This is a genomic window from Streptomyces sp. NPDC008125 (assembly GCF_042957125.1).
In the GTDB taxonomy this organism is placed as follows: domain Bacteria; phylum Actinomycetota; class Actinomycetes; order Streptomycetales; family Streptomycetaceae; genus Streptomyces.
Genome location: NZ_JBIBHR010000014.1, coordinates 32,101 through 47,488 on the forward strand (window position 1 = coordinate 32,101; position 15,388 = coordinate 47,488).

Genomic DNA, 15,388 nt, shown 5'->3' on the forward strand with positions numbered 1-15,388 from the left:
CCCCCGGCCCTCACCAGCGGCCGGCGTCACCGCGCACCCCCGCGCGCACGCCGCGCACGGTCCACGCACGCCCGGGTCAGGGCGGCCCCCGCCCACACCCCGGCGAGCGCCACCACCACCGTGCCGGCCGCGTAGACCATGGCGGTCGGCACCTCCTGGCGGGCCAGCAGCTTCGAGACGTCGGCCGCGTACGTGGAGAAGGTGGTGAACCCGCCGAGCACCCCGACACCGAGGAACGGGCGCACCAGAGGGCGCTCGACGACGGACCGTTCGACGGTCAGCACCATGAGGACGCCGATCAGCGCGCAGCCGACCGCGTTGACGAGGAAGGTCGTCCAGGGGAAGGCCCCCACGGCGGCCGGCCGGGCCAGGGTCGCCGCGTAGCGGGCCAGCGCGCCGATCACCCCGCCGGCCGCGACCACCCCGAGCACCGCCGCCTCGCGCGGCCCGGACGCGGGGATCGCCCCGGCCCGGGCGGACCCGCCCGGCACGCCCGCACCGGAACCGCTCACGCGTACCCCAGGGCGTGCAGTCGCGCGTCGTCGATGCCGAAGTGGTGGGCGATCTCGTGGACGACGGTGATCTCCGTCTCCGCGACCACGTCCTCGCGGGTCTCGCACATCCGCAGCGTCGGCCCCCGGTAGACGGTGATCCGGTCCGGCAGGACGCCCGCGTACCACTCGCCCCGGTCGGTGAGCGGGGTCCCCTCGTAGAGCCCGAGCAACTCGGGTTCGCCGGGGTCCGGTTCGTCCTCGACGAACACCGCGACGTTGTCCATCAGCCGCGTCAGCTCCGGCGGAATCCGGTCGAGCGCCTCGCTCACCAGCTCTTCGAACTGCTCGCGCGTCATCTCCAGCACCCCGCCATTGTCACGCACCCCCGCCCCGGCGCACCCGCCCGGCCGCCACCCGCCCCGTACGCCCTCGCAAGCCCCCTAAGCCCCCGTAAGCCCCAGAAGGCGCCGGAGAGGGATCGTCCGCCCCCGGGTGCGTCCCCGTACGCGGGCAGGCACGGGTATCGCCGCATGTCCGGAGCGCGGACCGGGCATACGGGCCCAATGGCGCGTGTCCCGTTCCGTCCGTTCCGTTCCGCCTCCGACCCCGTCCGTGACAGCCGAAGCCGCACCTCCCGGACCGCCCCGATGCCGGTGCCCGCGCTCGCCGGGGCCCGGCCGCGCCCGCTGGTGCGGGTGCTCGTGATGCTCTCGGTGGTGGTGCTGGGTGCCTGGCTCGGGCTGCTGGTGGTGGGGGACGTGAAGACCCCCGTCGGCCCCATGGACACCACGATGGCCCTGCGCCCCTCGCTCACCGGGGGCACCCGGGTGGACGTCTCCCCGCTCGGCGCGCTGGAGCTGGACTCGCACGTCGCGCCCCTCCGCCTCGACGTGGACGTGGACCGCCTGGACCCCGAGCGCTCCCAGCGGCTGGTGGAGCAGCCCGCACGTTTCTCCGGGCTCCAGGACGAGGTCACCCGGGACGTCGCGGACGGCGCCCGGGAGCTGGCGGTGCGGTCGGTGGTGGCCGTGCTGACCGGGGCGACCGTGCTCGGGCTGATCGTCTACCGGCGCCCCCGCCCGGCTCTGGCCGCCGGCGGGCTCGCGCTGGTGCTGCTGGCCGGGTCGGGCATCAGCGCGTACGCCACCTGGAACCCGAAGTCGGTGCTGGAGCCGAAGTTCTCCGGACTGCTCTCCAGCGCACCGTCGGTGGTCGGTGACGCCCGCTCGATCGTCACCGAGTTCGACGTCTACCAGCAGGAGCTGGCCCGCCTGGTCACCAACGTCTCCCGGCTGTACGACGCCACCTCCACGCTCCCCGTCTACCAGCCGGACCCGGGCACCCTGCGGGTCCTGCACGTCTCCGACATCCACCTCAACCCCGCGTCCTGGCACATCGTCGCCTCGCTCGTGGAGCAGTACGGGATCGACGTGATCATCGACTCCGGCGACACCATGGACCACGGCACCACCACCGAGAACGGCTTCCTCGCCCCGATCCGGGACCTCGGCGCCCCGTACGTCTGGGTGCGCGGCAACCACGACTCGCAGGAGACGCAGAAGTACCTGCGGGGCTTCAAGAACGCGCACGTCCTGGACGAAGGAAGCGCGGTGACCGTCGCCGGGCTGCGCGTCGCGGGCACCGGCGACCCCCAGTTCACCCCCGACCGGACGCTGGCCCGGGGCGGCGGGGCGGCGGAGCGGATGGCCGGTCTCCGCCTCGCCTCCGCCCTCCGCGACCAGACCCGGGCCGGCACCCCGGTGGACATCGCGGTGACGCACGATCCGCAGGCGGCCCGGGAGACGGACGGCACGGTTCCGCTGGTGCTCGCCGGCCATGTCCACCACCGGGTCAACGAGGTGCTCCCGCTCGGCACCCGGCTGAAGGTGGAGGGCTCCACCGGCGGCGGCGGGCTGCGCGCGGTGCAGAACGAGAAGCCGGAGAAGGTGCGCGCCTCGGTCCTGTACCTGGACCGCGCGACCCGGCGGCTCCAGGCCTGGGACGAGATCACCCTGGGCGGGCTCGGCCTGACGACGGCCGAGGTGAGCCGCCATCTGCCGGAGGAGAACTCCCCCACCGCGTCGCCGTCGCCGAGCTCACCGACCTCACCGGCCGGCCCGTCACCGACCCCGGTCGGCGCCTCGTCGGACACCTCGTCCGGCGCCTCTCCCCGTACCTCGGCCAACAGGTCGCCCGGAGCGCCCGGCCCGGTGCCGTGACCCGGCCGGGAAACCGTTTTGGCGTTAGCTCCGCCATCACATATGCTTCTGACGTCCCCGACGCGCTGGAAAGCGAACCGGCGGGCCTTTAGCCCTCATCGTCTAGTGGCCCAGGACGCCGCCCTTTCAAGGCGGTAGCACGGGTTCGAATCCCGTTGGGGGCACGCATTACCGTGTGCGAGACTTGTCTCGCACATAGCTTGGTCCTGTGGAGCAGTTTGGAGTGCTCGCCACCCTGTCAAGGTGGAGGCCGCGGGTTCAAATCCCGTCAGGACCGCTGCAGTTCTCAGGAGCTGCGTGGCTGGGTAGCTCAGTTGGTACGAGCGATCGCCTGAAAAGCGATAGGTCGCCGGTTCGATCCCGGCCCCAGCCACCTCACGAAAGCCCCATCCCCGCGGATGGGGCTTTCGCCGTTTCAGCCGACGTCCGGCGTCACCCGGCCGGGTTCCCCACCGGGGTGACGCTCTCGGTCGGGGCCGCGCTGCCGGTACGGGCCGCCTCGGCGGCCTCCTCGATGGCCGAGGCGAAGGTCGCGTCCGGCTGGGCGCCCGCGAGCGGGCGGCCGTTGACCAGGAACGACGGGGTGGCGCTGGCGCCGAGCCCGTACGCCTCGGCCTGGTCCCTGCTGACCGACTCCGACGCCCCCACGCTGTCGAGGTCGGCGCGGAACTTGTCGAGGTCCTTCACACCCGCTTCCTTCGCCAGCGCGGTGAGCCGGTCGGGGCCGAACCCCTTCTCCTTGGCACCCTTGGCGTACGCGGCCCGGTGGAACTCCCAGAAGCGCTTCTGGCGGCCCGCCGCCCAGGCGGCGCGGGCGGCGGCCTCGGACTCCGCGCCGAAGACCGGGAAGTTGCGCCACTCGATGCGCAGGGTGCCGTCGCCGACGTAGGCGTCGATCAGCTCCGGCTCGGTGTCCCGGGCGAACGTGCCGCAGGAGCCGCACTGGAAGTCGCCGTACTCGACGAGGACGACGAGGGCGTCCGTACGGCCGAGGGCCAGCGGGTCGCCGGGTTCGCGGCGGGCGAGCTTCGCGGCCTCCTCGTACTCCCCCGCGTCGGGCCGGGCGGACACGCCGACCGCGGCGGGGGACGGTCCGGGGGCGGTGGCCCGGTAGGAGGCGTAACCGAGCAGAGCTGCGGCGAGGACCACGACGGAGCCGTACAGCAGGGGCTTCTTCGACCGGCTCTTCTGGGGCAGGGGCATGCGGCACTCCGGGAGCGTCGTACGGATGCGGGGCGGCGGGGAAGAGGGACCTGCGCGCGGGACGGCGGCTCTACCGGCCGGGCGCGCGGTGGGCGGCGGCTATTCGCCTGCCGGAGCCGTACTCGCGAGAAGCGGTCCGTGGTGCCGGGGACGTCGTACGGGACAAGGCGAGGGCTCCTTCCCGGACGGTCTCGGCGGTCGACTGCGGAAATGCTAAGGGGTGTCCCGCGATTCGTGGTGGACCAGTGTGCGGCGTCAGATGCGGTGCATCCCAAGGCGGAGGACTTCCCGTGTACTGGCCGTACACGGCAGGCGCCCCGTGCACGGGCGGCGCCCCACGGGAGTGGTCGGCACCACCCGGCCGGGGCGTCCGCCACGCCGGTGCCCGGCCCGGGGCGCGGTCCGCGCGAAATCGGTTCGCCACTCTCCGGGCGCGGGTGAGATCCTGGGGTCCGTATGTCTACTTCCTTCGCTGATCTCCAGTCCCAGCTCGGACAGCTCTCGCTCCGTGACGCGCACCGGCTCGGCCGGCGTCTCGAAGGAGCGCGTCGCATCCGCAAGCCCGAGGCCCGTCAGTCCGTCGTGGACGAGATCGCGGCCGAAGCGGGCAAGGCCGCCGAACGGCTCGCCACGCGCGCCTCCCGGCTGCCCACCGTGTCGTACCCGGACCAGCTTCCGGTCAGCCAGAAGAAGGACGTGATCCTGGAGGCGATACGCGACCACCAGGTCGTGATCGTCGCGGGCGAGACCGGCTCCGGCAAGACCACCCAGATCCCGAAGATCTGCATGGAGCTGGGGCGCGGGGTGCGCGGCATGATCGGGCACACCCAGCCCCGCCGGATCGCGGCCCGTACGGTCGCGGAGCGCGTCGCGGAGGAGCTCGACACCCCGCTCGGCGAGACCGTCGGCTGGAAGGTCCGCTTCACCGACCAGGTGAACCCCGAGTCGACCTTCGTGAAGCTGATGACGGACGGCATCCTGCTGGCCGAGATCCAGACGGACCGCGAGCTGCTCGCGTACGACACGATCATCATCGACGAGGCGCACGAGCGGTCGCTCAACATCGACTTCCTCCTCGGCTACCTGGCCCGGCTGCTGCCGAAGCGCCCGGACCTGAAGGTCGTCATCACCTCGGCGACGATCGACCCGGAGCGGTTCGCCCGGCACTTCGGGGACGCCCCGATCGTCGAGGTCAGCGGGCGTACCTACCCCGTCGAGGTCCGCTACCGCCCGCTCCTCGAAGAGGGCGGCGAGGACGCCGACCGCGACCAGATCACCGCGATCTGCGAGGCGGTGGACGAGCTCCAGTCCGCCGGCCCCGGCGACGTCCTGGTCTTCCTCTCCGGCGAGCGCGAGATCCGCGACACCGCCGACGCGCTCGGCAAACGCAACCTCCGGCACACCGAGGTGCTCCCGCTCTACGCGCGCCTCTCCCACGCCGAGCAGCACCGGGTGTTCCAGCGGACCCCCAGCGGCATCAGCCGCCGCATCGTGCTGGCGACCAACGTCGCCGAGACCTCGCTGACCGTCCCCGGCATCAAGTACGTGATCGACCCGGGCACCGCCCGCATCTCCCGCTACAGCCACCGCACCAAGGTGCAGCGGCTGCCGATCGAGGCGATCTCGCAGGCCAGCGCCAACCAGCGCAAGGGCCGCTGCGGCCGTACCTCGGACGGCATCTGCATCCGGCTGTACTCCGAGGACGACTTCCTCACCCGGCCGGAGTTCACCGACGCCGAGATCCTGCGCACCAACCTCGCCTCCGTCATCCTCCAGATGACCGCCGCCGGGCTCGGTGACATCGAGAAGTTCCCGTTCATCGACCCGCCGGACCACCGGAACATCCGCGACGGCGTGCAGCTGCTCCAGGAGCTGGGCGCGCTGGACCCGGCGGAGAAGGACGCGCGCAAGCGGCTGACCCCGCTCGGCCGCAAGCTCTCGCAGCTCCCGGTGGACCCGCGCCTGGCCCGTATGGTCATCGAGGCCGACCGCAACGGCTGCGCCCGCGAGGTCATGGTCATCGCCGCCGCCCTCTCCATCCAGGACCCGCGCGAGCGGCCCTCGGACAAGCAGACCCAGGCCGACCAGCAGCACGCCCGGTTCAAGGACGAGACCTCCGACTTCCTGGCGTACCTGAAACTCTGGGAGTACGTCCGCGAACAGCAGCGGGAGCGCGGTTCCGCCAGCTTCCGCCGGATGTGCAAGCAGGAGTACCTGAACTTCCTGCGCATCCGCGAGTGGCAGGACATCTACTCCCAGCTGCGCACGGTCGCACGGCAGATGGACATCAAGGTCGAGGAGCCCGCGGCGGACGCGGGCATCCCCGAGCAGGCGGTGCACACCTCACTGCTGGCCGGTCTGCTTTCGCACATCGGGCTCAAGGACACCGAGAAGAACGAGTACCTGGGAGCGCGCAGCGCCAAGTTCGCGATCTTCCCGGGCTCCTCGCTCTTCAAGAAGCAGCCCCGGTTCGTGATGTCGGCCGAGCTGGTGGAGACCTCCCGGCTCTGGGCGCGCGTGAACGCGAAGGTCGAGCCGGAGTGGATCGAGCCGGTCGCCCAGCATCTGCTGAAGCGCACCTACAGCGAGCCGCACTGGGAGAAGGACCAGGCGGCGGTGATGGCGTACGAGCGGGTCACGCTCTACGGGGTACCGATCATCGCCCAGCGCAAGATCAATTTCGGCCGAATCGACCAGGAGGCGTCCCGGGACCTCTTCATCCGGAACGCGCTCGTGGAGGGGGACTGGCGGACGCACCACCAGTTCTTCCATGACAATCGCAAACTACTGGGCGAAGTCGAGGAGTTGGAGCACCGAGCCCGACGCCGCGACATCCTCGTGGACGACGAGACGCTCTTCGATTTCTACGACCAGCGCGTCCCCGAGCACATCGTCTCGGGCGCGCACTTCGACTCCTGGTGGAAGCACAAGCGCCGGGACGAGCCGGACGCGCTGGACTTCGAGCGCTCCATGCTCATCAACGAGAAGGCCGGGGCCGTCACCAAGGACGACTACCCGGACTCCTGGCGGCAGGGGAAGCTCAAGTTCAAGGTGACGTACCAGTTCGAGCCCGGCGCGGACGCGGACGGCGTGACCGTCCACATCCCGCTCCAGGTGCTCAACCAGGTCACCTCCGAGGGCTTCGACTGGCAGATCCCGGGGCTGCGCGAGGAGGTCGTCACCGAGCTGATCCGTTCGCTGCCCAAGGCGATCCGCCGCCACTACGTACCGGCTCCGAACTACGCGGACAAGTTCCTGGAACGGGCCGTCCCGCTGCAGGAGCCGTTGCCCGCCACGCTCGCCCGCGAACTCCAGCGGATGGTCGGCGTACCGGTCACGGCGGACGACTTCGACCTGGGGCGCGTACCGGATCACCTGAAGATCACCTTCCGGATCGTCGACGAGCGGCGCCGCAAGGTCGCCGAGGACAAGGACCTGGAAGCGCTCAAGCTCCAGCTGCGCCCGAAGGCCCGCCAGGCGCTCTCCAAGGCCGCCGCGGCGACCGCGGGGCCCTCGGGCGTCTCCATCGAGCGTTCGGGCCTCACCGGCTGGTCCATCGGCACGCTGGAGCGCGTCTTCGAGACCCGGCGGGCCGGGCAGCCGGTCAAGGCGTACCCGGCACTGGTGGACCAGGGCGAGACGGTGGCCGTCCGGCTCTTCGACACCGAGGCCGAACAGCAACAGGCGATGTGGCGCGGCACCCGGAAGCTGATTCTGCTGAACATCCCGGTGAACCCGGCGAAGTTCGCCTCGGACAAGCTCACCAACCAGCAGAAGCTGGCCCTCTCGCGCAATCCGCACGGCTCGGTGCAGGCGCTCTTCGACGACTGCGCGACCGCCGCCGCCGACCGCCTGATCGCCGCCCACGGCGGCCCCGCCTGGGACGAGGCCGCCTTCAGGACCTTGTACGACAAGGTCCGCGCCGACCTGGTGGACCTCACGGTCCGCACGGTCGGCCAGGTCCAGCAGATCCTGGCCGCCTGGCAGGCCTGCGAGCGCCGCCTGAAGGCCACCAACAGCCTGACGCTGATGAACAACGTCGCCGACGTGACGAAGCAGTTGGCACGGCTCGTACCGGCCGGGTTCGTCACCGCGACCGGCCTGCGCAGGCTGCCCGACCTGATGCGCTACCTCGTCGCGGCCGACCGCCGGCTGCAGCAGATGCCGACCTCCGTCCAGCGCGACACCACGCGCATGGAGAAGGTCCACGAGATGCAGGACGAGTACGCCTGGCTGCTGGAGCAGCTGCCGCAGGGTCGGCCGGTGCCTCAGGAGGTCCTGGACATCCGCTGGATGATCGAGGAGCTGCGGGTGAGCTACTTCGCGCACGCGCTGGGGACGGCTTTCCCGGTGTCGGACAAGCGGATCGTGAAGGCGATCGACGCCGCCGCGCCGTAAAGGCCGCCCCGTGGCCGACCCTTGGCTGCCCCGTGGCTGCCCCGTGGCTGCCCCGGAATTCCTGGTGGATCGGTGCACGGCGGCGGATGCGGTCCACCGCGCGGCCGAGGGGCGTCCGCATACGGGATGTATGCGGACGTTCCGGCGTCGCCGCGCGGTGCCGTGGCCGCCGCCGCGCACCCGCCGCACACCCGCCGGACATAGCGGGACGCCCTGGGGAACGGCCTGCTCACACCCCTCGCCGGGACGTGAGCGAGCCGTCACCCCGAGTGAATTCGACCTGGCCCGCCAACCTCCTGTACAGTCCTGTTTCGCAGCCGGACGAGAGTACGGAAGCGAAGAACAACAGCAAGGTCCTGTGGAGCAGTTTGGAGTGCTCGCCACCCTGTCAAGGTGGAGGCCGCGGGTTCAAATCCCGTCAGGACCGCAGTAGTCGAAAGCCCGGATCATCCTGATCCGGGCTTTCGCGCGTTCCGGGCCGCTTCGACCGGGCTTCGGAACTCCCCCCGGGACGGCGGTCGAACACCTCCGGGGCGCGCCGGCCGGCTTCTGGGGCGCACGGGCACGGCACATCGCAGCCGCCCACGGGTACGACCCGCACCCGTCGCCCGCGGGCACAGGCGCAGGCACGGGCACAGGGACGGGCGCAGGTACGGGCACAGGTACGGGCACGGGTGCGGGCACAGGCACAGGGACGGGCACGGGTGCGCGCACGGGCACAGGCGCAGGCACGGGTGCGGGCGCGGAACGATCGGGTCCGGAACGAACGGGGCATGCCGTTCCCTTCGCCGGAGGAGGTCGCCCCGCCGGTCCCCGGCCCCGCGTCGCCTCCCGTCGGCCACCTCCACCGGCCCCCCGCACGCGCCCCCGGCGGCCACCGGCGCCTCCGGCGGCCACCGGCGGGCTCTCCGGGGCTCCGGAGCCCCGGTATCCGCCCCGGAGGCGACCCGGGGAGCCCGCCGGGCCCCGACCGGCCCCGGTTCCGGCCCCTGGGGCCGTCCGGCCCGCGAGAGCACCCCCCGCAGGGCCGCACGGGCACCCCGTCCGGGTCGGCGCGTCCGCGCGGCGGCCCCCGCAGCGCCCTCGCGGACCCCCGGGGAGGGCACGGAGGCCACCCGGGCGGAGGACGAAAGTCCCCACGGACGGTGACCACCGGCGAAGCTTTCCGGCTTCCCGAAGTGGCAGGCTGGATGTTGGCAAGCGGCAGGGAGTGTGACGGGAGTCACCAGACCAGTTTTTGGACAGGGCAGCTTTACCCTCCCCATACAACAGCCGAATTTAATATGTGCAATTGCACCTCCCTCCAGGGCTCTCACGGAATCCATCCCTCCGGTTTCTCCCGACCCGTACGGGTAGCTCCCCCGCCTCCGGACAGACTCCTTCACCGGGTCACACAGAGAACCCCACACCTGCCCACACCCCCCACCCGCACCGGCCCGGAAAGCGGCATGGCAGGCTGGACGGAGAAACCCGGGAAGCGACCGGAAAGGCACCCGGAAAGCGCCCCGACGAGGCATCCGGGGCCTGCCGGAGCGGGTCCGACGGCCGCACCGGCCGCATCCGCCGGCCGCATCCGCCGCCCGCGTGTTCCGGGCGCACACCCCGGTCGGCCATGACGGCAGCACATGCCTCCCACCCGTGCCGGCAGGGCATTCAGCGGCCGTTCGGGCACAAAAAAAGATCGCGCTGGACCCGGCGGAGTCCAGCGCGATCTTCACGACGCACCCGTGCGTCGCACAGGTATGGCGCCCGTTGGGGCGGGCGCCCGTCGTATGGAGCTATGGGTGAGCGGCTGCGGTTGGGGGGCCGTCAGCTGCCCGGTCGTGATGCGGCGACAGGGGTTTCTCAGGCCTCGCTGCGCTGCTGCGGAATACCCGCAAGCAGCGCGCGGACCTCTGCCTCGCGGTATCGGCGATGTCCACCGAGCGTACGGATGGACGTGAGCTTGCCAGCCTTGGCCCAACGGGTGACCGTCTTCGGGTCCACGCGGAACATCGTGGCAACCTCAGCCGGGGTCAGCAGCGGCTCGGCATCAGGGGTGCGAGCGGTCATGAGCGGCCTCCTCGGGAGAACCGAACCATCTCGGTTCTTTCCTCTAAATTCTGCACCTTGGCCCACGTTGCCCGAAATGGCGGACGGGGGCCGAGTCGGTTATAGGACGAACGGCTTGTCCTCGGCACTACAACTACACCATCCGTCCAGCCACGTCGGCCAAACCGATGGAATTGCCCTCCCAGGTGTTCATCAGCGACGGAAGCCGATGGACCATGCCATAGCGGACAGTCACGCGTCAGTAACGATCAGTCACAGAGCGATCAGGAGTCACTGGACCCCCCATAGTGCGCAATGCAGAGCAATCCGCCCATAGTTGGACGGACAGAGTCCTCCCCGGACTCCTTGTCCTATTTTGGCACGAGGGGTAGGGATGGACGCAAGGGCGCCCTTAGTGCCGTCCGTCACGCTTGCGGCCATTGAACCGGTTCAGGACCTAAGACCTAGGCCGAAGGGCGTAGCCTTCCGTCCCACCGGTCCCGCGGGCCTCAGGAGTCGCATCCCACGGGCCGTCAGCCGGGCGTCGATGCCCGTCCGGTCCCGCCGGATCACCTCCCGGCCCAGCACCTCTCGACCCGCCCCGTGGGTTCGCGTGCGTGCTCGCACATCTCCTCGGCGATCATCGGCTCCCTCAACCCCCTTCCGGGTCACGGCCACCCGTCCGGGCCGGCCTTCCTGGCGGAGGAGGCGGTTGGCGCACCTTGGCACGATTCCATCCGGTTGGCCTGCTTGCGACCGCCTCGGCATGAGGTTGCCCCGGTTCGGACCTTTCATGCCGTCGTAGCCCGATTCGCATCCATTGGTGGTGTGGTGCGACGACACATGTTGACGCCGGACAGCCCCTTGCCCGTTCACTTCACGAAGCCGCCGGCCCGCGGGACCCTCCGATCGCTCCGAGCCACCGGAGGGCGAGCGCCTCCGTCGGCGGGCCCCCGCCGGTCAGTTGGCGGACCGGAGGTCCCGCACAGCCCCCCACCGTTCCGCGAGCCGCCCGTACGCCACCGCGGCGCGGTCGTTGTCGCCCGCGCGCAGCGCCGCGAGGCCCTCGGCCACGTCCGCCGCCGACCGGTCCTCGGCGAGCCGGGCCGCCGGCACCGCGTGCACGAGCCCCCCGTAGTCCAGTTCGACCAGGGACCGGGGGTGGAACTCCTCCAGCCAGCGGCCCACGTCGACCAGCCCGTCCGCCAACGGGCCGTCGTCCACGGTCTCGCGCAGGGTCCGCAGCCCGCGCGCCAGCCTGCGCCGCGCCTGCGCCATGGGCGTCCGGTACCGGAGCGAGACCGGTCCGCCCGCACCGTCCGGCGCCCCGTACTCCCGCTCCTCGTCGGTGAAGAGCACGAACCAGCGGACCGGTACGTGCCACACCGCCGTCCTGATCCAGGGCCGCGCGTCGGGGTTCCGGCGCTGCCACCGTTCGTGGTCGGCGGCCTGCTGGTCCCGGACCACCGGAGGCAGCACCGCGTCCAGCACATTGGCCGGAAACAGACCCCCGAGCTCCTCCAGGGCCAGCCACCCGCGCAGCCGGGTCCGCCACGGGCAGACGCAGACCACCCCGTCGATCTCCGCGACGAAGGCGTCCGCACTCTCGTGGGGACTCACCCCGACCGGTGGCGTGGGCACCAAGTCGGCCAGTGAGCGGCGGAGTTCGTCCTGGGCCGTGGGGAACTCGGCGCGTCGCGCGTAGCGCGCCCAGTGCGCGCGCTCGGCCTCCGGGAAGGCGGCGAGGGGCTCGTACACCCGCAGATAGGACGTGTAAGGGACGAGCACTGAAGACACCACCGGCATGAAGCTGATCGTGTCACGTCCGTACTCCCTCAGGGGGTGATCCCCCGGGACGGAGGCGATCCGCGCGGGAGCAGCGCCTACGCTCTGGAACGGACGGGCCGGTCCGCCGGCCCGCCGGGGCCTTCCCACCCGCAGAAGTCCCCTTCCGCCGCTTCGTACTTGGGAGTCACCACCGTGACCGATGTGACCGGCGCGCCCGTCGACGTGCTGCGCACCCTGTTCCACTCGGACCAGGGTGGACACGAGCAGCTCGTCGTCTGCCAGGACCGGGCCAGCGGCCTCAAGGCCGTCATCGCCCTCCACTCCACCGCCCTGGGCCCCGCCCTCGGCGGCACCCGCTTCCACCCGTACGCGACCGAGGCGGAGGCCGTCGCCGACGCGCTGAACCTCGCGCGCGGGATGTCGTACAAGAACGCCATGGCCGGGCTGGACCACGGCGGCGGCAAGGCCGTCGTCATCGGCGACCCGGAGCTCGTGAAGACCGAGGAACTCCTGCTCGCCTACGGGCGGTTCGTGGCTTCGCTCGGCGGACGGTACGTCACGGCCTGCGACGTCGGCACGTACGTCGAGGACATGGACGTCGTCGCCCGCGAGTGCCGCTGGACCACCGGCCGCTCCCCCGAGAACGGCGGCGCCGGGGACTCGTCGGTGCTCACCGCGTTCGGTGTCTTCCAGGGGATGCGGGCCTCGGCCCAGCACCTGTGGGGCGACCCGACCCTGCGCGGCCGGAAGGTCGGCGTCACGGGTGTCGGCAAGGTCGGCCGGCACCTCGTCCGGCACCTGCTGGAGGACGGGGCCGAGGTCGTCGTCACGGACGTGCGCGAGGAGTCGGTGCGCCGGATCACCGACGCCCACCCCGAAGTCGCCGTCGCGCCGGACACCGACGCGCTGATCCGCACCGAGGGACTCGACATCTACGCCCCCTGCGCGCTCGGCGGCGCGCTGGACGGCACCACGGTGCCGGTGCTCACGGCGAAGGTGGTGTGCGGCGCGGCCAACAACCAGCTCGCGCACCCGGGAGTGGAGAAGGACCTCGCGGACCGCGCGATCCTCTACGCCCCGGACTACGTGGTGAACGCCGGCGGGGTGATCCAGGTCGCCGAGGAACTGCACGGCTTCGACTTCGAGCGGGCCAGGGCGAAGACGGCGAAGATCTTCGACACCACCCTGGAGCTGTTCGCACTCGCGAAGGCGGACGGGGTTCCTCCCGCCGCCGCCGCGGACCGGATCGCCGAGCGGAGGATGGCCGAAGCCCGCCGCTCCCGGCGCGCCTGAGCAGGGCGGCGGGCCGACCCGAACCGGCCGGAGTCCCGCCCCTTCCGGGGCTGCTCCGGCCGACGGGCGTGGGCACGGCACCCGCGAGACAAGACTCACGCCGGTCGGCGGGTCGTACGCCGAGAAGAGGTTAAAATCGCAGTTGACCAGCGAGGACGGAGCTCCTCCTTGGTCCTGTACCGGGGTGCAAGACGCGGGCGGCGTACCGTATGGCCACGGAAGCAGGTACCGTTGAAGCTCTACGGGCACGGGCTCTCATCCGAGGGGCCGTCCCGAAACATGAACGCGTGTCAAGACTCTGGGGCCGTCGAGCCCCGTCACCGAGGGGGTCGAGCCATGGGGCGCGGCCGGGCAAAGGCCAAGCAGACAAAGGTCGCCCGCCAGCTGAAGTACAGCAGCGGCGGAACCGACCTCACACGTCTGGCCAATGAGCTGGGCGCATCACCTTCGAGTCAGCCACCGAACGCCGAGCCGTTCGAGGACGACGACGAGGACGATGACCCGTACGCACAGTACGCGGATCTTTACAACGACGACGAGGACGAGGACGACGAGTCCGGTCCTTCGTCGCAGCGCCGCGGCGCTTGACCTCGCGCTGACACAACAACCCGGTCCGGGCCTGTCCCGGACCGGGTTCTGTGCTGTCCGGTCACGGTCGGGCCGCGCTGTTCCAAGCCGTTCTGGTCCAGGCCGTGGTGTTCGGGCCCGCCTGCGCGCGGTCCGGGTCCGGGTCGGTGCGACGGCACCGCCGGTCCTCCGCCGGGGGAGGCGACCACCGTGCGGAGCACGGACCCCGCCGGCGGGCGGGCGGACGGTCGTCGAGCCGCCCTGCCCCGCCCTGCCCCGGCGGTTTCGCGTGTGATCAGCGGGCGTAGTCGCCGGTCAGCTCGGCGCCCGTGGCGTGGTCGCCGCGGTCGGTGATCTCGCCGGCGACCCAGGAGTCGACCCCTCGGTCGGCCAGCGTCGTCAGGGCCACGTCCACGGAGTCCGCCGGGACGATCGCGATCATGCCGACGCCCATGTTCAGCGTCTTCTCCAGCTCCAGCCGCTCGACCTTGCCGGCCTTGCCGACCAGGTCGAACACCGCGCCCGGGGTCCAGGTGGACCGGTCCACGGTGGCGTGCAGCCCGTCGGGAACGACCCGGGCCAGGTTGTTCGCCAGGCCGCCGCCGGTGACGTGACTGAAGCCGTGCACCTCGGTCGTACGGGTGAGGGCGAGGCAGTCCAGCGAGTAGATCCGGGTGGGCTCCAGGAGCTCCTCGCCGAGGGTCCGGCCGAACTCCTCCACCTGGCGGTCCAGGGTCCAGCCGGCCCGGTCGAACACCACGTGGCGCACGAGCGAGTACCCGTTGGAGTGAAGACCGGACGAGGCCATGGCGATGACCGCGTCACCCTTGCGGATGCGCTCGGGGCCGAGCAGGCGGTCGGCCTCGACCACGCCCGTACCCGCGCCGGCGACGTCGAAGTCGTCCGGGCCGAGAAGCCCCGGGTGCTCGGCCGTCTCGCCGCCGACCAGGGAGCAGCCGGCGAGGACACAGCCCTCGGCGATGCCCTTCACGATCGCCGCGACACGCTCGGGGTGCACCTTGCCGACGCAGATGTAGTCGGTCATGAAGAGCGGTTCGGCGCCGCAGACCACGAGGTCGTCGACGACCATGCCCACCAGGTCGTGGCCGATGGTGTCGTAGACGCCCATCTGCCGCGCCAGGTCGACCTTCGTACCGACACCGTCGGTCGCGGAGGCCAGCAGCGGACGCTCGTAGCGCTTGAGAGCGGAGGCGTCGAAGAGTCCGGCGAAACCGCCGAGCCCGCCGAGACCCTCGGTCTCGGGGCGCTTGGTCTTCTTCACCCACTGCTTCATCAGCTCGACCGCGCGGTCGCCGGCCTCGATGTCGACGCCGGCCGCCGCGTAGGAAGCACCTGTTGTCTCAGACATTGCCCGGGATCTTTCGTGTGGGAATA

10 protein-coding genes and 4 tRNA genes are annotated in these 15,388 nt (G+C 71.4%); 8 read left to right on the forward strand and 6 right to left on the reverse strand.

What is annotated here, in order from left to right:
• Positions 1–26: 26 nt before the first annotated feature.
• A complete protein-coding gene (gene crcB / locus ACFZAX_RS23400; protein WP_390963923.1) occupies positions 27–512 on the reverse strand; it encodes a fluoride efflux transporter CrcB in 486 nt (161 codons plus the stop codon).
• Entirely contained in the window at positions 509–859 is a 351-nt protein-coding gene (locus tag ACFZAX_RS23405) for a metallopeptidase family protein (RefSeq protein WP_266706241.1), read from the reverse strand. Before ACFZAX_RS23405 ends, crcB begins: the two co-directional genes overlap by 4 nt.
• A 198-nt stretch (positions 860–1,057) precedes the next feature.
• On the opposite strand from ACFZAX_RS23405, the gene ACFZAX_RS23410 reads away from it, so the two are divergent.
• From ACFZAX_RS23410 to ACFZAX_RS23425, 4 genes are all read left to right on the forward strand, one after another.
• Positions 1,058–2,713 carry a metallophosphoesterase gene (locus ACFZAX_RS23410; protein ID WP_390963924.1) on the forward strand — a complete coding sequence of 552 codons (1,656 nt, stop codon included), beginning with the start codon at positions 1,058–1,060 and terminating at the stop codon, positions 2,711–2,713.
• Positions 2,714–2,804: 91 nt separating this feature from the next.
• A tRNA-Glu gene (locus ACFZAX_RS23415) sits at positions 2,805–2,877 on the forward strand.
• A gap of 38 nt (positions 2,878–2,915) precedes the next feature.
• Positions 2,916–2,990: transfer RNA gene (locus ACFZAX_RS23420), tRNA-Asp, on the forward strand.
• 22 nt (positions 2,991–3,012) lie between these two features.
• Positions 3,013–3,086 (forward strand) — tRNA-Phe (locus ACFZAX_RS23425).
• A gap of 59 nt (positions 3,087–3,145) precedes the next feature.
• On the opposite strand, the gene ACFZAX_RS23430 is transcribed toward ACFZAX_RS23425, so the two are convergent.
• The gene (locus ACFZAX_RS23430; RefSeq protein WP_390963925.1) at positions 3,146–3,916 is read right to left on the reverse strand and encodes a thioredoxin domain-containing protein; all 771 of its coding nucleotides are present in this window, start codon (positions 3,914–3,916) and stop codon (positions 3,146–3,148) included.
• Between the two features lie 456 nt (positions 3,917–4,372).
• On the opposite strand from ACFZAX_RS23430, the gene hrpA reads away from it, so the two are divergent.
• Positions 4,373–8,314, forward strand: a complete 3,942-nt coding sequence (gene hrpA, locus ACFZAX_RS23435) for an ATP-dependent RNA helicase HrpA (RefSeq protein WP_390963927.1) — start codon at positions 4,373–4,375, stop codon at positions 8,312–8,314.
• Positions 8,315–8,666: 352 nt separating this feature from the next.
• A tRNA-Asp gene (locus tag ACFZAX_RS23440) sits at positions 8,667–8,741 on the forward strand.
• A gap of 1,418 nt (positions 8,742–10,159) precedes the next feature.
• On the opposite strand, the gene bldC is transcribed toward ACFZAX_RS23440, so the two are convergent.
• Positions 10,160–10,366, reverse strand: coding sequence for a developmental transcriptional regulator BldC (gene bldC / locus ACFZAX_RS23445; protein WP_003949541.1), 207 nt, complete (start codon positions 10,364–10,366; stop codon positions 10,160–10,162).
• A gap of 939 nt (positions 10,367–11,305) precedes the next feature.
• Positions 11,306–12,151 (reverse strand): hypothetical protein, encoded by an 846-nt coding sequence (locus tag ACFZAX_RS23450; RefSeq protein WP_390963928.1) that lies wholly within the window; start codon positions 12,149–12,151, stop codon positions 11,306–11,308.
• Between the two features lie 174 nt (positions 12,152–12,325).
• On the opposite strand from ACFZAX_RS23450, the gene ACFZAX_RS23455 reads away from it, so the two are divergent.
• Together ACFZAX_RS23455 and ACFZAX_RS23460 are read left to right on the forward strand one after the other, a co-directional pair.
• On the forward strand, positions 12,326–13,426 hold the full coding sequence (locus tag ACFZAX_RS23455; protein WP_390963930.1) for a Glu/Leu/Phe/Val dehydrogenase dimerization domain-containing protein: 1,101 nt from the start codon (positions 12,326–12,328) through the stop codon (positions 13,424–13,426).
• 336 nt (positions 13,427–13,762) lie between these two features.
• Complete coding sequence (locus tag ACFZAX_RS23460; RefSeq protein WP_327176660.1) at positions 13,763–14,014, forward strand: DUF3073 domain-containing protein; 252 nt, start codon at positions 13,763–13,765, stop codon at positions 14,012–14,014.
• A 274-nt stretch (positions 14,015–14,288) separates the two neighbouring features.
• Here the strand turns inward: ACFZAX_RS23460 and purM are convergent, their stop codons facing one another.
• A complete protein-coding gene (gene purM / locus ACFZAX_RS23465; RefSeq protein WP_327176661.1) occupies positions 14,289–15,362 on the reverse strand; it encodes a phosphoribosylformylglycinamidine cyclo-ligase in 1,074 nt (357 codons plus the stop codon).
• Positions 15,363–15,388 lie beyond the last annotated feature (26 nt).